Here is a 16,948-nt window from a genome sequence, read left to right as displayed (position 1 = left end):
CCGACAACCGCCACGCGGCCCTCACCACTCTCCGCAGCTACCTCACCGCGAGGTATGCGAGCACGCCGCATACCGAGATCTGGGAACCTCAATGGGCCCAACAGGTTCCGCGCTAGGCAGCGGGAATCAATCGTCGACCGAGGTCTCGAACCAGACGGTCGCCGTACTGCCGTGATCTTGGACGGCCACGCACAGTTGATGACGATCGAAGCCCCAACCGGCGTCCCGGCAGTGATTCCAGGTGGCGTTCGGGTCGGGATCGATGGCCTTTTCCGGCCAGCCGTGTGCCTGTGCGAGATGGCGAATGAGCGTCGCGGACACCTCGGTGTTCTCGCCAGCCGTGCCGCCGATCTCGAAGATGCGGCCGCAGATCCTCGGGGATGCGCTGCAGCCCTGCGAGTGCTCGTCCTTGATCACCAGTCCCGCGGGCAGCGGCAGGAGTTCCGAACTCGATGGCACCGACGCGCGTTGGCCGTTCATGGACAGGATCGCCATCCCGTCGAAGAAGACGGTGGCGAGCACATACGCGCCGGACAGGATCACCGCGATGCGGGTGCGGACCGGAGACGGGTCAGGACCGGCCGCACGATGGTCCACCACCAGGCCGCGGATGAGCACCACGGCGATCACGACGATCAGCAGGGCCTCGGCGGTGGTCTGTTCCGTTTCGAGCATCCAGCCCCGGCCCACCGCGAGGAGCGCCGCGCCGGAGAGCGCGAGCAGCACGCCGACGGCTAGCCTCGCCCGCCGGGTCCGCGCCCCGACGAACCAGAGCACCAGCGGTGCAAGCGAAATCAGCCAGATCATGTGTACCCCCACCCTCGGGACCGGAGCCGATCCCCGAAATCTGTTTCGCCGGACTGAGCCGGTCTCTGTAGGGTTCGCGCGTGGCGACGATTGCGTTTCTGGGACTGGGTCGAATGGGTGCGGGGATGGCTGCGCGGCTGGTGGCCGCGGGGCATGAGGTGCGGGTGTTCAACCGGTCGCCGGAGAAGGCCGCCGGGCTGGTCGCGGCGGGAGCGAGTTTCGCGGCGACACCGCGGGAGGCCGCGCACGGCGCCGAAGCGATCTTCGCGATGGTGGCCGACGACGACGCGTCGCGAGCGGCCTGGCTCGGCGAGGACGGCGCGTTGGCGGGGGAGTACGCGCCGAACGCGTTCGCGGTGGAGTTCTCCACGATCTCCCGGCCGTGGGTGCTGGAGTTGGCGAAACACGCGGCGGCGCACGGGCTTCGGTATCTGGATTCGCCGGTGACCGGGTTGCCGGATGCGGCGGCGGCCGGGGAGCTGATCCTGTTCGTGGGCGCCCCCATCCCGCATCTCGAGGCCGCGCGTCCGCTGCTCGAGCCGTTGTGCACGGACATCGTTCATTTCGGGGATGTCGGTGCGGGCACCAGCTACAAGCTGATCCAGAATCTGCTGGGTTCGATCCAGATCGCCGCCACCGCGGAAGCCCTGCGGACCGCCGAGCTGGCCGGACTCGACCTGCCGACCGTGGGCGCCACGCTGTCCCGCAGCGGCGCGGCGAGTCCGACGGTGATCCGCATGTGCCGGGAGATGCTGGCGGGCAGCCACGATCGCGATATCGCCTTCACCGCCGCGCTTCGGTTGAAGGACACCCGCATCGGCGTCGAACTCTCCGATGCGGTCGGCAGTCCGGCGGCGCTGGGTCACACCGCGCGGGAGATTTTCGAGCGATTGGTCGCCGCCGGGCACGGCGAGCTCTCCGAAACAAAGGTTATCGATCTGCTTCGCGGCTGAAAGATCGATGCTCCCAAACCAATTCGGATACGCTGGGCGATGTGTCGGAATTGGATCGACTGTCGGGGATCAGTCGGATTCCGCGCGCGGATATCGAAGCACTGGGGGAGCTCGACGAGGGGCGGTACGCGGAACTGCGCGTGGCCTTCGAACGGGCGCGCGATCGGCGCGAGCGGGAATTGAGCGCGGCAATCGACAACGGACTCACCCTGGTGCCGCCATTATTGCGGCGGATGGCGCGCCGCGTGCTCTTTACCTGAGGTGACGCATGACGAGTCTGGCATCCCGTGCCGAAGTGGTGAAGCTGGCTCGCGAATTACAGGTCGCGCCCGAGGATCTCGGCTTTCTGCTCGACAGTGATCCGGTCGCGCTGCGCCGGTTGCGGCGCGGCATGTATCGGGCGCTGGACGAGCCGTATCGGCCGATGTTCGAGCGGCTGGCGCGGGTCAGCGGATACCTTCCGAACAGCCTCGCGGTCACCATCGCGACCAGGTTCTTCGGGCCCATGCTGTGCGGCATGGTGGCCAGCTCGCTCAGCCCGGATCGGGCCGTGGACTTGATCGGGCATGTATCGGTCGAGTTCCTCGCCGACGTCGCGCCCTATGTCGATCCCGATGCCGCCACCCCGATCGTCCAACGCTTCGATACCGACATCCTGGTGCCGGTCCTGCGGGAGTTATTGCGCCGCAAGGACTATGTGACGCTGGCCCGATTCATCGTGGCGACCTCGGACGAGCAACTGCTCGCGGTGCTGCCCTACATCGATTCGGGCGAGGACCTGCTGATGGTGGCGTTCAATGCCGAACTCGACACGGTGGCCGACCGCTTCGAATTCGTGCTGGCAGATCTGGACGACGACCGCATCCGGGATCTGCTGCGCGCCGGATACGAGAAGGACCTGTTCACCGAGGCGCTCACCTTCCTGGCCCTGCTCGACGATCAGACCCTGGTGCGGGTCGCCGAGGTGACGGCCGGTATGGACGCCGACCTGCTCGCCTACATCGTCACCTCCGCCGCGCGCGAGAACGCCTGGGCCGAACTGATTCCCATCGCCGCCGCCATGCCGCCGGAGCAATTGGACAAGTTCCTCGAGCTCGATGTCTGGACCGAGGAGTATCTGACCGCCGCCGCTGCCGCTGCCGAACAGGACGGCCGATTCGAGGAACTGCTGCGCCGGGTCACCGAGGCGGGCGCGCGGCTCGACTGACACCCTCGAGCACGCACGCCAGACCGAATTCGAAACTCTGCGTCGCCGTCGGGTCCTCGGCCTCCCGCATCCGCCGGGTGAGATACGGATACTCGCCGCCGGCGATCACGTCCCGCAGATACGGGGCGACACTCGCCCGCCACTGATCCTCGGTGAGGCCGGTGCGTCGCTGGGCCCGCAGCTCGGCCAGCTCCTGATTCACCGCGCCGAAGACATAGGCCGAGACGGTGTCGACGAGTTGCGCGGCCAGGGTGACGTCAGCGGTGAGCTCGATCCCGGCGGCCATGCCGAAATCGAAGCGCCGCAAGGCGTTCGGGCCGAGTGCCGGGCGGCCCGCGAGCTCGGGGCCCAGCCAGCGATGCCGCAGCAGCATGTCACGCATATAGGGGTTCCGGTAGTAATCGCCGAAAAAACAACGGATATGGATGTATTCCCTGTTCAAAGGGTGTGGCGTTGACGCAAGTTGTTCGGGTGGCTACTGGTCCTGCCAACCCTGGAGTACTTGGGCTTGGAGGCGCTCGCGAAGCTCGGCTTCCTCGGGCGTCAGCTGGTCGTCGGGCCGGAGGATGCGGGCGGGCTTGGGCCGCAGCGGCAGACCATCGTCCCCGGCGGCTTGCTCGGCGTCGGCGAGTGCCCGGTAGAGGGAGGCGACGGACGGGTGTTCGCCCGCGTTCTTCCCGGTTTTGATGGTGAGTTTCTTCGCGATGGCCGGGACCGGAACACCCTTTTCCTTGAGTGCGAGGGCGAAGGTGAGTGAGTCGTCGTCGATGACTTTGGGGCGGCCGCCGTGGTTGCCTTTGGAGGCGGCGATGGCCTGGCCTTCGAGGGTTTTCTCGCGGATGTAGTTGCGTTCGATCTGTCCGGCGACGGCCAGGACCGCGAAGAACATCGCGCCCATACCGTTGGGGTCGTAGATGCCGGTGAGCGGGCCGGTGAGTAGTTCGAGCTGGATGCCGCCGGTTTGGAGCTCGGCCGACAGCGCCATCAGCTCGGCGGCGTTGCGGGCCAAGCGCTTTAGTTCGTGGACGGTGAAGACGACCGGCGTGTTCGGTGCGGCCTCTTTGAACTGGTGGGCCAGGGCCAGGGCTTTCTCCAGTTCGGGCCGGACCTTGACGCGGGTGCTGATCTGTTCGTGGAAGATCTTGTGGCATTCCGCGCGGCGGAGGGCTTCGAGCTGGCTGGCCAGTTCCTGGCGGGCGGTCGATGTCCTGGCGTATCCGATCCGCACCGGCCGCTCGGTTGTCGGTGCCGGGACCACGGTGAGGGTGGGGCCTTGGGTCCAGGTTCGGCCGGGGCCGCGGTCGGCGGGAGTCGGTACGTCGAGTTCTTCGCGCAGCGCGGGCACCAGGACGAAGCGTGGGGTGTGGTACTTCGCGGCGGTCTTGCCGCTGCGGGTGCGGCAGGCGCTGCCGGCGGGTGCGTCACAGTTGGGGCAGCGGTGATGTTCTACCGCGGTGGCGGCCTGCTCGGGGGTCAGCTCCATGGACGAAGCCTCTCAGAAGTGTCTCGCACAAGGTGCGGGTTTCGAGAGGACTTTTGCGAATTGTGGCCTGCGGTTTCGTGGTGCTTCGGGGGGCGCTCGCAGAACTCTCGTATCCGATCATTTGTGAGAAGCTGTCTCGGAACTCGGAGCATCGCGAGTCGCAGGAAATGCGAATGGTCCTGGTAACGGGCAATTTCGACTGTCCAGCTACAGGCTCGCGACCCCCTCTCTGGGGAGGGGATTACCTGCCCCCACGTTTCCCGACACGGCCGATACAGACAGCCAGTTCTCGGCCACATCGCCTATCCTGTGATACAGGTAACACCGAGTGGTTGCTGGGGGATATCCAGGTACGCGACGCAGGTGCCGACCGAGATCAACGACCCCCCGGCCCCGCAGGTCGCCTCGATCGCCGCGGGGGACGAGGAGACGACATCGACCGCGGTGAACAGACCCCGCCCCGATCTGGGGCGGGGCCACCCGGTCACCATCCCAGCCTCATATTTTTGTCTCCGAACAGGAAGTCCCGTCATGAACAACGCGATCCTGCGCCGCATGAGCGTACTTGCCGGCGCGACGGCCCTGGCCCTCTCACTCGCCCCGCCCGCCTCGGCCATCTGGCCAACACCAGGGGACCTGTACCAGATCGAAAGCCTTGATCCGCTCTTCCCAAGACAATGCGTCCGCATGGCCGACGACAGACCCGGCACGATAAACCTGGTCCCCTGCAACCAATCGTTCAAACCGCAGCAATGGCAGCGGCTAGACGGCACCGACCTTACGCGGCTCAAGAACAAGGCAACCGGCAAATGTGCCGTCTTGATCCACGATTCGCTCGTAGGTGCCATTTTTGGGGTACTAGGGCGCAAATGCGGCGCCTTGCCCGCCTATGAGAAGTGGGGTTACGACGACGCGACGATGCACATCATCTTCACCGACAGCGGTTCTTCTCTCTGCTGGACCGTACTTAACGGCACAATTACGGCGGCCGCATGTATAACTCCGAGCCTGCCAGCCCAACAGTTCCGGATCAATACGATCACCGCCTAAGCCCGGATCGGCCGTACTGCGGTAGCTCGACGCGCCGGGTCGAGGGATCGATCCGGCACTAACTAACCTAACTGGGTCCGACAGGCAGGCTCACCGACCGGTGGGCCTGCCCTTGTTCATGCTGCTCGGGATGGGGCCCCGTGCCCCGAGTTGGTCAGAACAGGGTGTCGTGCCCGCGCAGGGGGCGGTAGCCGGTCGGCCCGAGCTGGGCCAGCTCGGCGTCGATGTCGACCTCGATCGCGCCGAAGAAGTTGATGTTCTCCGAGTGGGCCGGGGACACGTGAGCCAAAACCTCGTCGTCCACCCGACGGCCCTCACGCCGCATCTGCTCCACCGCGAGCCCGAAATACTCTGTCGTCCAAGCGATCACCGCATTCGTGGCCAGGGTCAGGCACCACATTTGCTCGGCCTGATCCTCAAGATGCCGGGACCGGATCATGCCCTCGTGGGCGTAGAGCAGACCGCGTTTGAGCGCGTGGACCGACTCGCCCCTGTTCAGCTGGCGAGCGATCTTGCGCCGATAGTCCGGATCCGACAAATATCGGGCGGCGTAGATCGTGCGGCGAAGCGCCCCATACTCTTTCAACGCCGCCGCGAGCGCGTTCTGCCGACTCGACGCCGACAGCTTCCCGACCAGCAGTGATGCGGTGGCGTGCCCGAACTTCAGCGACCCGGTCAGACGAAGCAGATCGTCGTAGTGCTCGCTGATGAGGTCCAAGTTCAGTTTGCGGGTCAACAGCGGCCCGGCATGCGGGAACCGGGCCTCGATGTCGGCCCGCGACCCCGGCCGGTACAGGGTGATCTTGCCCAGGTCCCGGATGCGGGGCGAGAGCTGCATGCCGAGCAGGTCGAACAACGCGAAGTTGACCAGGGTCACGCCATGGGTATCGGTCGCGTGCTCGGTGATCGGCAGATCCTTGGCGTTGCCCAGGATCTCATCGAGGACGTAGTGCGCTTCGCGCCGCGTCGTGACGATCACCTTGGTGCCGTAGGTAGTGTGCTGATCGGTGACGTGGGTGTAGGTCGACAGACCCTGCTCGGCGAAGAAATGCGGGACCGTGCGGGCGGTGGTCGACTTCCCGCGCGTCGGGAACCGCTGCCCGTCACTGGAGGACAGCATGCCACCCCCGAAAGTCGCGGTGAGCGGCAGCCTTTGGTGATAGCCGATGATCGCCAGGTTCGCCGCCCGCAGCGTCTCCTCCCGCACATGCCATTCCTCGGTCCACCGCAGAATGTCGTAGGAGATACCGCACGCATCGGCCATGCTGCGCAAACCGAGGTTGGTCGCATTGGCCAACAGGACCGCAATGAGGTTGCGTTTCAGGTCGGAACTGCGGGCCTGTTTGCCGCCTGCGTGGGTGAAACAGTCCAGGAAGCCGGTGCGTTTGTCCAGCTCGATCAGCAGCGACACGATCGGCGCGAACGGCAGCATTTCGGTCAGCTCCGCCTTGAGTTCGGCCGCCTCGGCCGGTACATCCTCGGCGGTCAACGGCGAGATCACCAGGCCGCCTTCCTCGTCGAGACGGACCGGGCCCTCACCGTCTGCCAGGACCTTCTCCAGCTCCCCGACCGACTCGTGTAGTTCACCGACCGCGTCCGCCAAGGCGCGGGCCGGATCAGCGGATTTGCCGACCAGACGGCAGAATTCGGCACGCTGGGGCTCCCACTGGGCCGGGGTGAGCAGATACGACGCCGGATCGGCGTAGAGGCGTGAGCCGGGCACGTATACGTCCCCGGTGCGTAGCCCGTCGCGCAAGCCCAGGAGCACGCACAGCTCCCAATAGTGCCGGTAAGCGGTGGCACTGCCTGACTTTCGGGCTTCGTCGAGGTAGCCGCGCCACTTGGCCGGTACGAACCCGGTCGGAGCCTCGTCGAATACCTTCCTGCGATTCGTGGCGTTCAGTTCGCGCAGCATGTTCACCGCGATCAGCAGCTCCGTCGCTGCGGTGCCGCCGGCGAATCCGACGCTCGAGAGCACGTGCGGGGTGAACTGCCGCAGGTAGCTATAGGAGGTATTCAGGGCGGCCAGATGCCCGTGATCACGCGGCAGCCGGGGTTTGGCCTGCGCTATCGCCGCGCGCAATCGTTCCCACCCGATCTTGTCTCCTCGGATCAGGCCGCCGACGTCCTCGTCGGCGATATCCGGGTCGTTGATGATGGACAGCAGCTCATCGAGGAGGGCTTGCCGGTCCTCACCGGCTTTGCCTCGTTCGGCCAGGTCGTCTTTCATCCGTTTTTCGGCGGCACTGAATTTCGCCGAGATCGCCTGGTCGAACAGGGCGACCACCTCATCGAGCACATCGGTGCCCGACTGCGCCAGCATCGTGAGCAGGATCGGATGACGGCGCTGCGGATCCCGGCGCTCCAACGCTTGGCTGGTCAGACGACGACCCATGAGGGCCAGGAACCGCCGTCGCTCGGCGGGCAGCACCGACATATCGAGGCGGTCCGCACCCAGGTTGCGCAGGTACCCGAGCTTGTCGACCTCGGCTTTCACCGCCGCCGCTGACGCTTCCACCGGCCCGGTCGCCAGCCACCGCAACCGCGACATCCTCAGCGAGACATCGGTGACCAGCAACCCATCCAGGTCCGCGCAGCGTTGCGGCGTGAGTTCGTGCGCCAGCCGGTCATAGGTTTCGCGCTGCGCTTGCTCACGAGCATGAGCGACCCGCTCCACCAGCACCACCGGGCCCGGCCGGATCACCTTCGCCGAGATCAGGTACTCACACGCCAACCGGAACAACAGTGTGGGGGAATCGTGCTCCATAGCCCGTGCCAGCATGAACTCATCGAGCTCCTTCAGCTCTATCGTCCCCGGCCCCCGCCAGCCCAGATACTGCGCCACCAAACGCAGATGCTCTGTTCGGGTCTGGGCCCGGCGGCCGTAGGAACCGATCTCGCTCGCATCGACATTCAGCTGATCAGCCAACCGGGCCACCGCCACCGGCGGCGCCATCGACACCTTGTCCGGCACGAACCCCAACCACGGCAGCGTGCACAGCGCAACGGCTATTCCAAGCCGAGCTGCCGGGCCCCGGCCCCGGCCCGGCGCGATGAACGCCAAGTCCGATGGGGTCAGTGTGAAGAACCGGTACAGCTCCTCGCGGCTGATCTCCGGGAATTCCCGCAGACGCGCCAACTCCTCGTCCGCGAATACCCGCGTCGCCACGAACCCTGACCTCCACCACGCCGACCAGACCTATCAGCGCCAAGCCAAGCACTACCAGCCCAAACCCGCACCCCGAGCACGAAACATGTGCGTTACCAATGGATTACGCATATCCGTTGTTTTTTCGGCGATTACTACCGGAACCCCATATATCGCGCGACGGCGGCCAGATCGGCCCGCCCGTCACCCGAAAGGGTCGGCAACTCCGATTCGCCCTGTGCCGCATCGATCATCAGGTCGAGCAGCTCATCGCGATTGGCGACGTACCGGTAGAGCGAGGCCGTGCCGGAGGACAACTCGCTCGCGACCCGGCGCATGGATACCGCCTCGAGCCCCTCTGCATCGGCGATGGCGAGCGCGGTGCCGACGATGCGGCCGCTCCTTGCTCCACAGTATTCAAATCCGTGGAATTTGATCCATGGTGTTGATTGACTCCGTCGTCGACGGAGGAGCGGTACTGCGACCGCGTGGGGTGGGACGCTCCCGCAACCGGGTCGGGTCGTACCGCCAGGCGGCGGTGAAGTCCTGATCCAGCTGCGCGAGTACCCGATCCGTGCCCAGACTCAACCAGCCACCCTGGTTCTGCGAACGTCGCAGAATGTTGCGGGCGGCGTTGATGTCGGCAAGGAGCCGATTACCGCAGAAGCGACAGTGGAAACGCTTCTGGGAAGTCCTGTTTCGTTTATCCGTGTAACCACAGCCGGAACACTGGCGTGAGGTGTGAGCGGGATTCACCTCGACGACAGCGATCCCGTGGCTCTCGGTGAGGGAGGCCAGTTTCTCGGTGACGGCGGTTCGTCCAGCGCGGGACAGGATGCGGTTGAGCCGTCGGCTGAGCCCGCCGAACCGGAAGTCCAACTTCTCCACCACAAGTTGTCGGATGTCGCGAGCGGCGAGCCGGTTGAACAGCCGGTTGATCTCGTTGCGCACGTAAGCGCGGACACGCTGGTTCAACGCCCGAAACCGCTGGGAGTCACGCAGTTTGATGCCTTGGCGCTGCAAGGACGCGGTCAGCGTCGTGAGTTCCGTGTCGCGTTCTCGGAGCCATTCGAACATCGCTTGCCCGAGGATCTGCCCGTCGCTGGTGGTGAAGATGTTCGCCAAGCCCCAGTCGATACCCAGGGCATCACCGCACTCGCGCAGGTTCGCGGGCAAAGATTTCTTGACCAGCGAGAAGGAGACCGTGCCCTCGTCGGACACGTGGACCTGAGTGAAGTTGCGGACCTCTCCGGCCGCATCATCGAAGTAGGGGTAACCGTGCAGCGGAATGCTCACCGGTTTGCCCGCGGTCAGCGTGGAGACCCGGACCCAGAAGTCCGCGTGCGGGCCAGCCGCAGCGGACACGCCCGCGATGGGCCCGTCCATGAGCATCGTGCGCACCCCGGCGAGGTTGGGGAAAGGGTTGCGCCACAACCACTGCCGGATCAGCTCTTTGGACCGAGCCATGACCTCCGGAGAGACCGCACGCCCGTCGATGATCACCTCGTCGGCCCACCACGCCTTACGGGCGTTCACGCGGTAGAGATCGGTGCGTACCTCGTCTGCAACGTCCAGTTCGCCGATGAGGTCCCGCACGCCCGAAACCGCCAGTCCCTGCCAGGAGGTCAATGCCATGTTGACCTGGTTGACCACCGACTTCCACTGTCGCTGGGACAGATAGCCGGGCAGCGACTTGGCTTCCTGGCCACCGAGCCAGCCGAGGCGGGTTTCACCCTCGCGGAGTTTACGAGTCTGCAGCAACTGTACGTGCACCAGTCCCCGCTGCCAGTGCGGCAGCAGCTCGGCCACCGCCAACAACTTGCCGCTGTTGGCGGTGGTGGGGAGCCGGTACGCCCGCATCATGGCTTCTATCTATCAGAGACCACCGACAACAACCGGCCGACGAGACCTGGGCGTGCGCCGCGCGGGAGGTGGGCCGGAGGTTCGCGCTCGACCTGACGGTGCATCGTATTCCGGCCGCCGAGACCGAGTGGCTGCGCATTGTCGGCATTGATGCATCCGGTGCAGTGCTGGTGCGTCCCGATCAGATGATCGCCTGGCGGACAGCCACTCTGCCCGGGAACCCGGCCGAGGTCCTGACCGATGTGCTAGAGCGGGTGCTCGCACGCCGCTAGTCCGGCCACGGGATGACTGTGGACAGCTGTCAATACCGCTGAGGTCGCATGGGAATCAGGGTCTGCGAGGGATGTGCCGGGTAGCGGGCCCGACCTAGCGTGAATGGCATGTCCCAGCAGGTCGATACACAGGTGTCCGGTGCGGTCCAAGGTCAGCGAATCGGCGTCGTCGACAGCCTGCGCGGCTTCGCGCTCTTCGGGATCCTGGTCACCAATACCGTGGTGGCGACCATGCTCTGGTCGTCACCGGGCGCGGGCAAGGATCCGCATCCGATGTTCGACGGCACCGTGGACCGGTTCGCGTACGGGTTGATCGACGGCCTGTTCCTCGGGAAGTTCTATCTGCTGTTCGCATTCCTGTTCGGCTACTCGTTCACCCTGCAGATCGCGGCCGCGCGACGGACCGGTGCCGCGCCCGTGCCCCGATTGCTGCGGCGGTGTCTGGCGTTGTTCCTCATCGGATTGGCGCATGTGCTGCTGTTGTGGCTCGGCGACATTCTCACGCTGTACGCGGGACTGTGCCTGATCCTGGTGCTGCTACGGGGAATTCGGCCGCGGACGGCCTTCATCACCGGACTGGTGCTGTACTTCGCGTTCGCGGCGCTGGCTTTCATCCCCGGCAATGGCGGGCTGACGGGACTCGGGGAGATCTTCGATTTGCAGCGCATGCACGATGGCTTCACCGGCAATTTCGGTGAGACCCTCGCCGCACAGCTGTCGTTCGGACCGAAGTTCATGTTGTTCACATGGATCGGTCAGGGCATACCGGCGCTGGGGATGTTCCTGGTCGGGCTCGCCGCGGGCAAGCGGCGGGTGTTCGAGGATCCGGAGTGGATCAGCCGCTGGCTCCCGCGCGCCCTGCTGCTCGGTTTCGGTGTGGGACTGCCGATCTCCCTCGGCACCGTGATCCTTTCGACGCTGCACCCGGTGCTGCCCACGTTCTGGTTCGGGCTGCAGGAGCTGAGCAATCCGTTCCTGACCCTCGGCTACGCGGCGGGCATCGTCTGGCTGGTCCGGTATCGGTGGGCGGGTCCGGTGTCGTGGCTCGCGCCCGCCGGGCGCATGGCGGCGTCGAACTACATCGGGCAGTCGGTGGTGATGATGCTGATCTACACCGGTTACGGTCTGGCCCTGGCCGATCGGGTGCCGCCGGCGCTGGTCGTGGTGATCGCGGTCGCGACCTATATCGTCCAGTTGCAGGTCAGCATGTGGTGGCTGCGACGGCATCCGTACGGTCCGGTCGAGTGGCTGCTGCGCGCGGCGACCTACCTGTCGGTGCCCGCCTGGCGGAAGGCGTCGGCGTGAATCGTGGCCCACTGCCGGAAGGTTCGCGGGGGACGGCCGGTGATCTCCTCCACGGTGGGGCGGACGATGGACTCGTCGATGGCGCCGCCGACATAGAAATCGAAGAAGGCGTCCACGTATTCGACGGGCGTGTTCTTCAGCATGTCGGCGCGCGCCTCCTCGTCACTGAGGCCCACGCATTCGAGGTCGCGGCCCAGGACCTCGCCCAGAATCGCGATCTGCTCGGCGGGCAGCAGCGATTCCGGTCCGGTGGGCCAGAGGATTTCACCGCGCAGGGCCGGATCGGCGAAGGCTTTCGCCGCCACCGCGGCCAGATCGAAAGCGTCCAGATTCGCGGTCCGCACCGTCGGGAACGGAACGCGCACCGAGTCGCCCGCGTTCAACTGGGGTAGCCAGCGCAGTGCGTTGGAGTCGAAGGCGCACGGGCGCAGGATGGTCCAGGCCGCGCCGGACTCGGTGACCTCTTGCTCGGAGGCCATCATGTAGCGGGTGACGGCATTGGCGGTGTCACCGGTGGCCGCGGAAACACCCGACAGCTGCACGATGTGCTCGACACCGGCCTTGGCCGCCGCCTGCGCGATGCCGGGATAGCCGGGCAACAGGAACAGCGCCCGCACGCCGTCCAAGGCTGACGCCAGGGACTCCGGCGCGCCCAGATCACCCGATACCGCATCGACTCCGGCGGGCAGTGTGGCCTTCGCGGGATCGCGCACCAGCGCCCGCACCGGTTCCGCACCGCCCGCCAGCGCCGCCACGAGTTCGGCACCGACATTGCCGGTCGCGCCCGTCACCAGAATCATGTGAGCCCTCTCTCTGCCGTCCCGTATTTCGGGGCTTCAGTACAGGCTTACACGAAAAGTGAACGGCGGGAACGACTCCGGGTGAAGGTCAGGGCAGATCGTAGGCCGTGGCATGCCGGGGTTGGTACAGCCCGATCTCGCCCGCGCCGGGTACCCGCAGGTGTGTGAGCAGGCCCCATCCCGCGTTGGTCACCTCGGAGGTGAACTCGACGCCCTTGCCTTTCAGGTCGTCCATGGTCGCGGCGAGGTCGTCGCACATCAGGTACAGCTCGGCCCGTCCGCTGTCGGCGGGGTCGGTGGGATGGACGGCGAGTTCGGCCGGTGGTGACTTGAAGATCAGCCACCCGTCGTTCGCGTCGACGTGGGCCAGGCCGAGGACGTCACGGAAGAAGGCCCGTGCGGCCTCGGCGTCGCTGGCATAGAGGATGGTGTGCGCGCCGGTGATCATGCCCTGACGCTAACAGCGGACGCGGGATCAAACCCGCAGGTGAGCGGCGAAGGTCTCGGCCAGTTGCGCGGCGAATTCGGCTGCTTCGGTGCGCATTCCATTGTGCGCGCCGGGGAATTCGGTCACCTCGATACCGATGCGCTCGGCGATCTCCACCGCGGGGCGATAGGGCAGGCAGCCGCGGGTCTCGCGCCCGACGGCCAGCACCAGCCGGTCCGCCACGGCGCTCAATGCCGCGTAATCGGGGATGTAGGAAGTGAATTCACGCAGCTCGTACTCCATCATGAGCGGCCCGTTCGCCATGAGACGCGTCCACATCTCCGCCGTCCGCGGCGGCAGCTCGGCGACCTCGGGGGCGGGCTTCATCGCATTGCCGATCCCGGCCAGGAAGCGTGCCGACGCGGCCGCGAGGCCTTCGGTCCGGAAGAGCGTGTACACCTCCTCGATCATGGCGCGCTGCTCGGCGGCATCGGGCAGCACGGCGAAGCACGGCGGCTCATGCGCCACCAGCCGCGCCACCCGATCCGGATGCCGAGCCAGCAGATCCAATCCGACGATCGCGCCGGAACTCCCGCCGACGACCAGCGCGGGCTCATCGGTGAGATGGTTCAGCAGGCGAAACACGTCATCGCTCTGCGTCTCGACCCGCTGGGTCTCCTGCGCCCCGTCCAGGACGCTGCGCGAATATCCACGCGGATCGAGCGACACCACCGTAAACCGATCCTCGAGCACCTCGGCGATCGGATCGACCGAGGCCGCATCCCCGCCACCGCCTGGAATGAACAACACCAGCGGCCCACTTCCACGCACCTCGTAGTAGAGGTTCGCCCCGGGCACGCGCAGCCGCTCGGATCTCATTGCCGTCTTCTCCTCGTTCGATGCTCACTAACCCTATGTTTTATAGGTTGAAACCTAAGATACATAGGTTTGGTGAGCAGGCCAAGCCGGATTCAGGTCCGAGTGCGTCCTCGCTGTTCAGCCGATACGTGCCTGTCGATGCCTCTAAAGTGGTTGCGTGACCGCACGTTTCGCCATCATCTTCGACAGCCTCGAGATCGCGAGCTTCGCCGAGTTCAGGGGCTTCCATCCGGCGGTCACCCTGGAGCGGCCGGGCGGTCCGGTCACCACGCCGCCGTATGTCCAACTCAGACATGGGCTCAGCGGCACGGCACAGGTCTTCCAGTGGTACACGGCGGCGAAGAGCAATCCCAGCGCGGCCCGTCGCAGTGGCAAGCTGCAGTTCTTCAGCCCCGAGGGCTTGCCGAGCACCACCTACTGGCTGGAGAAGGCGTGGCCGTCGCGGCTGGAAGTCGTCGGCGGGAATATCGACGACCCGAATGCCGTGATGGACATCGTCGATTTCAGTTTCCAGTCCTACCAACAGCTCAGCTGAGCACGTCGGTCCTGGAACCCTCAGAGGGCGGCGAGGCAGGCCTGAGCGACCTCGACATCCTGGTCGGCGGTACCGCCGGAAACCCCGATCGCGCCGATAACCTCACCCTCTGAATCGGTGATCGGCAGTCCGCCGCCGAAGGAGATCAGCCCGCCATTGCTCCACTCGATCCCGTAGATGGGTCCATCGGGCCGCGAGATCTCGCCGAGCGTGGCGGTCGGCAGGTGGAAGAGGATGGAGGTCTTGGCTTTCCGCTGAGCCAGGTCGATGCAACCGAGCAGTGCGTTGTCCTTGCGGCTGAAGTGCAGCAGGTGCCCGCCCGCGTCGACGATGGCGATGTTCATCGGAACCCCGATGGCGTCGGCGGCCTTGTGTCCGGCATCGGCGAGGGTGGCGGCGGTATCCATGGAAAGTGTTGTCATGGCATTCAGCCTCACGGCCCGGATCCGACTCAACCAGGAGGAGTCGTCCCGGGGGACGGCACCCCCAGGAACGCCTAAGCGCAGTTTCGGGTTGGCGAAGCGGTTCGTCAGTCCGGCAGCCAGTTCAGTTCGTGTGCCAGGGTTTTGGCGACGGTACGGATGCGGTGGTGCAGTGGTGCCTGCACGCGCGGGAGCACCAGGTGCATCGTCATGGTGGGTGCGTCCCGCAGCGGCCGCCACGTGAGACCGGCTGCTTGGGTCGTGACCGCGGTTTCGCCGGACGGGGCGAGGGTGAGCCCATCGCGCAGGTCGCGCTGCGACAGGTCGAAAGAGACTGGGGGCGTGTGAAATCGGGGCTGCGGTCGGATGTCGCGGAACAATGCGGACAGCTGATCGTGGATCACGGGGTTGGCCGTGCGGTCGGGGAGCCGCAGCGGATACGCGGCCGCCTCGGCGATCTCGATCTCCGGGTGTTCGGCGAGCGGATGATGCTGTGCCAGCTGGACCCCGACGCGCATTCGCCGCAGCAGGAACCGGCGCACGCCACGGCCCGGCTGTTCGCCGCGGGTGATCCCCGCATCGATACGCCCGTCCGCGACGGCGGCCGAGATCTCCGGTGTCGCCATCGGCACCGCGCCGACCTCGAGTCCCGGGCTGCTGCGAATGAGCCTGTCCACCAGTGCCGGTGCCGTCTCGGCCCCCGCGCTGAGGCTGTATCCGATGCGCAGCGTGCCCAGTTCACCGGCCCCCGCGTTCCGGGCGGTGTCCCAGGCCCGGTCCAGCGCCGCCAGCGCGGGCGGCGCGGACTCCGCCAAAGCCGCACCGGCCGTGGTCAATACGACGCTGCGGGTGTTGCGAACCAGCAGGCTGGTACCGAGTTCCGCCTCCAGTCGGCGCATCCGGGCACTGAGCGCGGGCTGCGCGATCCCGATCCGTGCGGCCGCCCGGGTGAAGTTCAACTCCTGCGCCAGCACCAGAAAATACCGCAGGCTCACCGTATCCGGCGCCACGTGCCCTCCCCGTCGATTGATAACGAACCGTTCTGAGCCTATCGCGTTCCGGTCTTTCCCCCGCCCCCGCACCAGGCCCTAACCTGCGCATATGACGATTGAACCGAACGCGGAGGTTGCCGTGGCCAAGGGCTACTGGATCAGTGTCTACCCCACCATCTCCGACCCCGAGATCCTGACCGACTACAACAAGCTGGCCGGCCCGGCCGTCCACGCCGCGGGCGGCCGCGTCCTGTCCCGTGGCGGTCGAGTCGTCGCCCACGAGGCCGGAATCACGCAAAAAGTAGTTCTGGTCGAGTTCGACAACTTCGAGAAGGCCGTCGCCGCCTACGAGAGCGAGGCATACCAGAAGGCGCTGACCGCCCTCCCCGCTGGCTTCCAACGCGACTTCCGCATCATCGAAGGCGACTGAGCCAGAACGGGACCCGCCCCGATGGCCTGGCCGGATATCACGGTGGTCGACGCGTGCGTGCGACGCGACGGCCGTGGCGGCAGCCCGACCTCCGTCGTCGACGACGACCCCGCAGCGACCGACGCCGACCGGCGTGCGGTCGCTGCCGCGGCCCGAACCTCCCACACCGCCTTCCTCGGCCCAGCCAGAACCCCCGACGGCGGCCACCCGATCCGCTTCTTCACCGCCACAGCCGAACTCCCCGGCTGCGGCCACGGAACCATCGCCGCCCAGGCCCTCCGCCTGACCCGCACCGCCCTGCCCCAACTGAACGACCGCCAACACACCGGCGACCGCACCTTCGACACCACCGCAACCCTCCGCCCCGCCGCCATC

The 16,948-nt window shown here is 66.3% G+C and carries 20 protein-coding genes; 9 read left to right on the top strand and 11 right to left on the bottom strand.

Features of this window, described 5'->3' with window-relative positions; genetic code table 11:
- Positions 1-126 precede the first annotated feature (126 nt).
- Positions 127-807 (bottom strand): hypothetical protein, encoded by a 681-nt coding sequence (locus tag ACAM49_RS31645; protein WP_369639226.1) that lies wholly within the window; start codon positions 805-807, stop codon positions 127-129.
- An 80-nt stretch (positions 808-887) separates the two neighbouring features.
- Here ACAM49_RS31645 and ACAM49_RS31640 point away from each other — a divergent pair, with 80 nt between their 5' ends.
- From ACAM49_RS31640 to ACAM49_RS31630, 3 genes are read left to right on the top strand one after another with little or no spacing between them, the layout of a single operon-like run.
- Entirely contained in the window at positions 888-1,760 is an 873-nt protein-coding gene (locus tag ACAM49_RS31640) for an NAD(P)-dependent oxidoreductase (protein ID WP_369639225.1), read from the top strand.
- A 41-nt stretch (positions 1,761-1,801) separates the two neighbouring features.
- The gene (locus ACAM49_RS31635; RefSeq protein WP_369639224.1) at positions 1,802-2,020 is read left to right on the top strand and encodes a hypothetical protein; all 219 of its coding nucleotides are present in this window, start codon (positions 1,802-1,804) and stop codon (positions 2,018-2,020) included.
- A gap of 8 nt (positions 2,021-2,028) precedes the next feature.
- Positions 2,029-2,967 (top strand): hypothetical protein, encoded by a 939-nt coding sequence (locus tag ACAM49_RS31630; RefSeq protein ID WP_369639223.1) that lies wholly within the window; start codon positions 2,029-2,031, stop codon positions 2,965-2,967.
- Here the strand turns inward: ACAM49_RS31630 and ACAM49_RS31625 are convergent.
- Positions 2,939-3,349, bottom strand: a complete 411-nt coding sequence (locus ACAM49_RS31625) for a TetR/AcrR family transcriptional regulator C-terminal domain-containing protein (RefSeq protein WP_369639222.1) — start codon at positions 3,347-3,349, stop codon at positions 2,939-2,941. The two genes, ACAM49_RS31630 and ACAM49_RS31625, sit on opposite strands and share 29 nt — an antisense overlap.
- A 93-nt stretch (positions 3,350-3,442) precedes the next feature.
- Positions 3,443-4,450, bottom strand: coding sequence for a recombinase family protein (locus ACAM49_RS31620; RefSeq protein ID WP_369639221.1), 1,008 nt, complete (start codon positions 4,448-4,450; stop codon positions 3,443-3,445).
- A gap of 531 nt (positions 4,451-4,981) precedes the next feature.
- Here ACAM49_RS31620 and ACAM49_RS31615 point away from each other — a divergent pair.
- Complete coding sequence (locus ACAM49_RS31615) at positions 4,982-5,500, top strand: hypothetical protein (RefSeq protein WP_369639220.1); 519 nt, start codon at positions 4,982-4,984, stop codon at positions 5,498-5,500.
- A 154-nt stretch (positions 5,501-5,654) separates the two neighbouring features.
- Here the strand turns inward: ACAM49_RS31615 and ACAM49_RS31610 are convergent, their stop codons facing one another.
- The 3 genes from ACAM49_RS31610 to ACAM49_RS31600 form a co-directional block, all read right to left on the bottom strand.
- Complete coding sequence (locus ACAM49_RS31610; protein ID WP_369639219.1) at positions 5,655-8,669, bottom strand: Tn3 family transposase; 3,015 nt, start codon at positions 8,667-8,669, stop codon at positions 5,655-5,657.
- 134 nt (positions 8,670-8,803) lie between these two features.
- Positions 8,804-9,040: a TetR family transcriptional regulator gene (locus tag ACAM49_RS31605; protein WP_369639228.1), complete on the bottom strand. Its 237-nt coding sequence runs from the start codon at positions 9,038-9,040 to the stop codon at positions 8,804-8,806.
- Between the two features lie 25 nt (positions 9,041-9,065).
- On the bottom strand, positions 9,066-10,511 hold the full coding sequence (locus tag ACAM49_RS31600; RefSeq protein WP_369639218.1) for an RNA-guided endonuclease InsQ/TnpB family protein: 1,446 nt from the start codon (positions 10,509-10,511) through the stop codon (positions 9,066-9,068).
- 11 nt (positions 10,512-10,522) lie between these two features.
- Between ACAM49_RS31600 and ACAM49_RS31595 the strand changes: the two genes are divergently transcribed.
- Together ACAM49_RS31595 and ACAM49_RS31590 are read left to right on the top strand one after the other, a co-directional pair.
- Complete coding sequence (locus ACAM49_RS31595) at positions 10,523-10,783, top strand: hypothetical protein (RefSeq protein ID WP_369639227.1); 261 nt, start codon at positions 10,523-10,525, stop codon at positions 10,781-10,783.
- A 108-nt stretch (positions 10,784-10,891) separates the two neighbouring features.
- Complete coding sequence (locus tag ACAM49_RS31590; RefSeq protein WP_369639217.1) at positions 10,892-12,088, top strand: DUF418 domain-containing protein; 1,197 nt, start codon at positions 10,892-10,894, stop codon at positions 12,086-12,088.
- Here the strand turns inward: ACAM49_RS31590 and ACAM49_RS31585 are convergent.
- The 3 genes from ACAM49_RS31585 to ACAM49_RS31575 all read right to left on the bottom strand — a co-directional run bounded on the left by ACAM49_RS31585 (position 12,049) and on the right by ACAM49_RS31575 (position 14,194).
- Positions 12,049-12,888: an NAD(P)H-binding protein gene (locus ACAM49_RS31585; protein WP_369639216.1), complete on the bottom strand. Its 840-nt coding sequence runs from the start codon at positions 12,886-12,888 to the stop codon at positions 12,049-12,051. The two genes, ACAM49_RS31590 and ACAM49_RS31585, sit on opposite strands and share 40 nt — an antisense overlap.
- An 88-nt stretch (positions 12,889-12,976) precedes the next feature.
- On the bottom strand, positions 12,977-13,336 hold the full coding sequence (locus ACAM49_RS31580; RefSeq protein ID WP_369639215.1) for a VOC family protein: 360 nt from the start codon (positions 13,334-13,336) through the stop codon (positions 12,977-12,979).
- A 27-nt stretch (positions 13,337-13,363) separates the two neighbouring features.
- Positions 13,364-14,194, bottom strand: coding sequence for an alpha/beta fold hydrolase (locus ACAM49_RS31575; RefSeq protein WP_369639214.1), 831 nt, complete (start codon positions 14,192-14,194; stop codon positions 13,364-13,366).
- A gap of 157 nt (positions 14,195-14,351) precedes the next feature.
- Between ACAM49_RS31575 and ACAM49_RS31570 the strand changes: the two genes are divergently transcribed.
- Complete coding sequence (locus tag ACAM49_RS31570; RefSeq protein WP_369639213.1) at positions 14,352-14,729, top strand: hypothetical protein; 378 nt, start codon at positions 14,352-14,354, stop codon at positions 14,727-14,729.
- A gap of 20 nt (positions 14,730-14,749) precedes the next feature.
- Here ACAM49_RS31570 and ACAM49_RS31565 read toward each other — a convergent pair whose 3' ends face one another.
- On the bottom strand, positions 14,750-15,151 hold the full coding sequence (locus tag ACAM49_RS31565; RefSeq protein ID WP_369639212.1) for a heme-binding protein: 402 nt from the start codon (positions 15,149-15,151) through the stop codon (positions 14,750-14,752).
- 107 nt (positions 15,152-15,258) lie between these two features.
- Positions 15,259-16,161, bottom strand: coding sequence for a LysR family transcriptional regulator (locus tag ACAM49_RS31560; RefSeq protein ID WP_369639211.1), 903 nt, complete (start codon positions 16,159-16,161; stop codon positions 15,259-15,261).
- Positions 16,162-16,252: 91 nt separating this feature from the next.
- Between ACAM49_RS31560 and ACAM49_RS31555 the strand changes: the two genes are divergently transcribed.
- Together ACAM49_RS31555 and ACAM49_RS31550 are read left to right on the top strand one after the other, a co-directional pair.
- Positions 16,253-16,573, top strand: a complete 321-nt coding sequence (locus ACAM49_RS31555; RefSeq protein WP_369639210.1) for a DUF1330 domain-containing protein — start codon at positions 16,253-16,255, stop codon at positions 16,571-16,573.
- Between the two features lie 21 nt (positions 16,574-16,594).
- Positions 16,595-16,948: PhzF family phenazine biosynthesis protein (locus ACAM49_RS31550; protein ID WP_369639209.1), on the top strand; the 354-nt coding region annotated here is incomplete at its 3' end.

Origin of the sequence: Nocardia sp. JMUB6875, assembly GCF_041154655.1 — a bacterium.
Lineage (GTDB): Bacteria > Actinomycetota > Actinomycetes > Mycobacteriales > Mycobacteriaceae > Nocardia.
The sequence above is the reverse complement of the archived record's forward strand: the minus strand, read 5'-3'. Positions and strand labels throughout refer to the sequence as shown.

Excerpts from the sequence above, each read along its gene's own strand:
- ACAM49_RS31645 (WP_369639226.1), bottom strand. The coding sequence starts at position 807 with ATGATCTGGCTGATTTCGCTTGCACCGCTGGTGCTCTGGTTCGTCGGG.
- ACAM49_RS31630 (WP_369639223.1), top strand. The coding sequence starts at position 2,029 with ATGACGAGTCTGGCATCCCGTGCCGAAGTGGTGAAGCTGGCTCGCGAA.
- ACAM49_RS31625 (WP_369639222.1), bottom strand. The coding sequence starts at position 3,349 with ATGCGTGACATGCTGCTGCGGCATCGCTGGCTGGGCCCCGAGCTCGCG.
- ACAM49_RS31620 (WP_369639221.1), bottom strand. The coding sequence starts at position 4,450 with ATGGAGCTGACCCCCGAGCAGGCCGCCACCGCGGTAGAACATCACCGC.
- ACAM49_RS31615 (WP_369639220.1), top strand. The coding sequence starts at position 4,982 with ATGAACAACGCGATCCTGCGCCGCATGAGCGTACTTGCCGGCGCGACG.
- ACAM49_RS31600 (WP_369639218.1), bottom strand. The coding sequence starts at position 10,511 with ATGATGCGGGCGTACCGGCTCCCCACCACCGCCAACAGCGGCAAGTTG.
- ACAM49_RS31590 (WP_369639217.1), top strand. The coding sequence starts at position 10,892 with ATGTCCCAGCAGGTCGATACACAGGTGTCCGGTGCGGTCCAAGGTCAG.
- ACAM49_RS31585 (WP_369639216.1), bottom strand. The coding sequence starts at position 12,888 with ATGATTCTGGTGACGGGCGCGACCGGCAATGTCGGTGCCGAACTCGTG.
- ACAM49_RS31580 (WP_369639215.1), bottom strand. The coding sequence starts at position 13,336 with ATGATCACCGGCGCGCACACCATCCTCTATGCCAGCGACGCCGAGGCC.
- ACAM49_RS31575 (WP_369639214.1), bottom strand. The coding sequence starts at position 14,194 with ATGAGATCCGAGCGGCTGCGCGTGCCCGGGGCGAACCTCTACTACGAG.
- ACAM49_RS31565 (WP_369639212.1), bottom strand. The coding sequence starts at position 15,151 with ATGACAACACTTTCCATGGATACCGCCGCCACCCTCGCCGATGCCGGA.
- ACAM49_RS31555 (WP_369639210.1), top strand. The coding sequence starts at position 16,253 with ATGACGATTGAACCGAACGCGGAGGTTGCCGTGGCCAAGGGCTACTGG.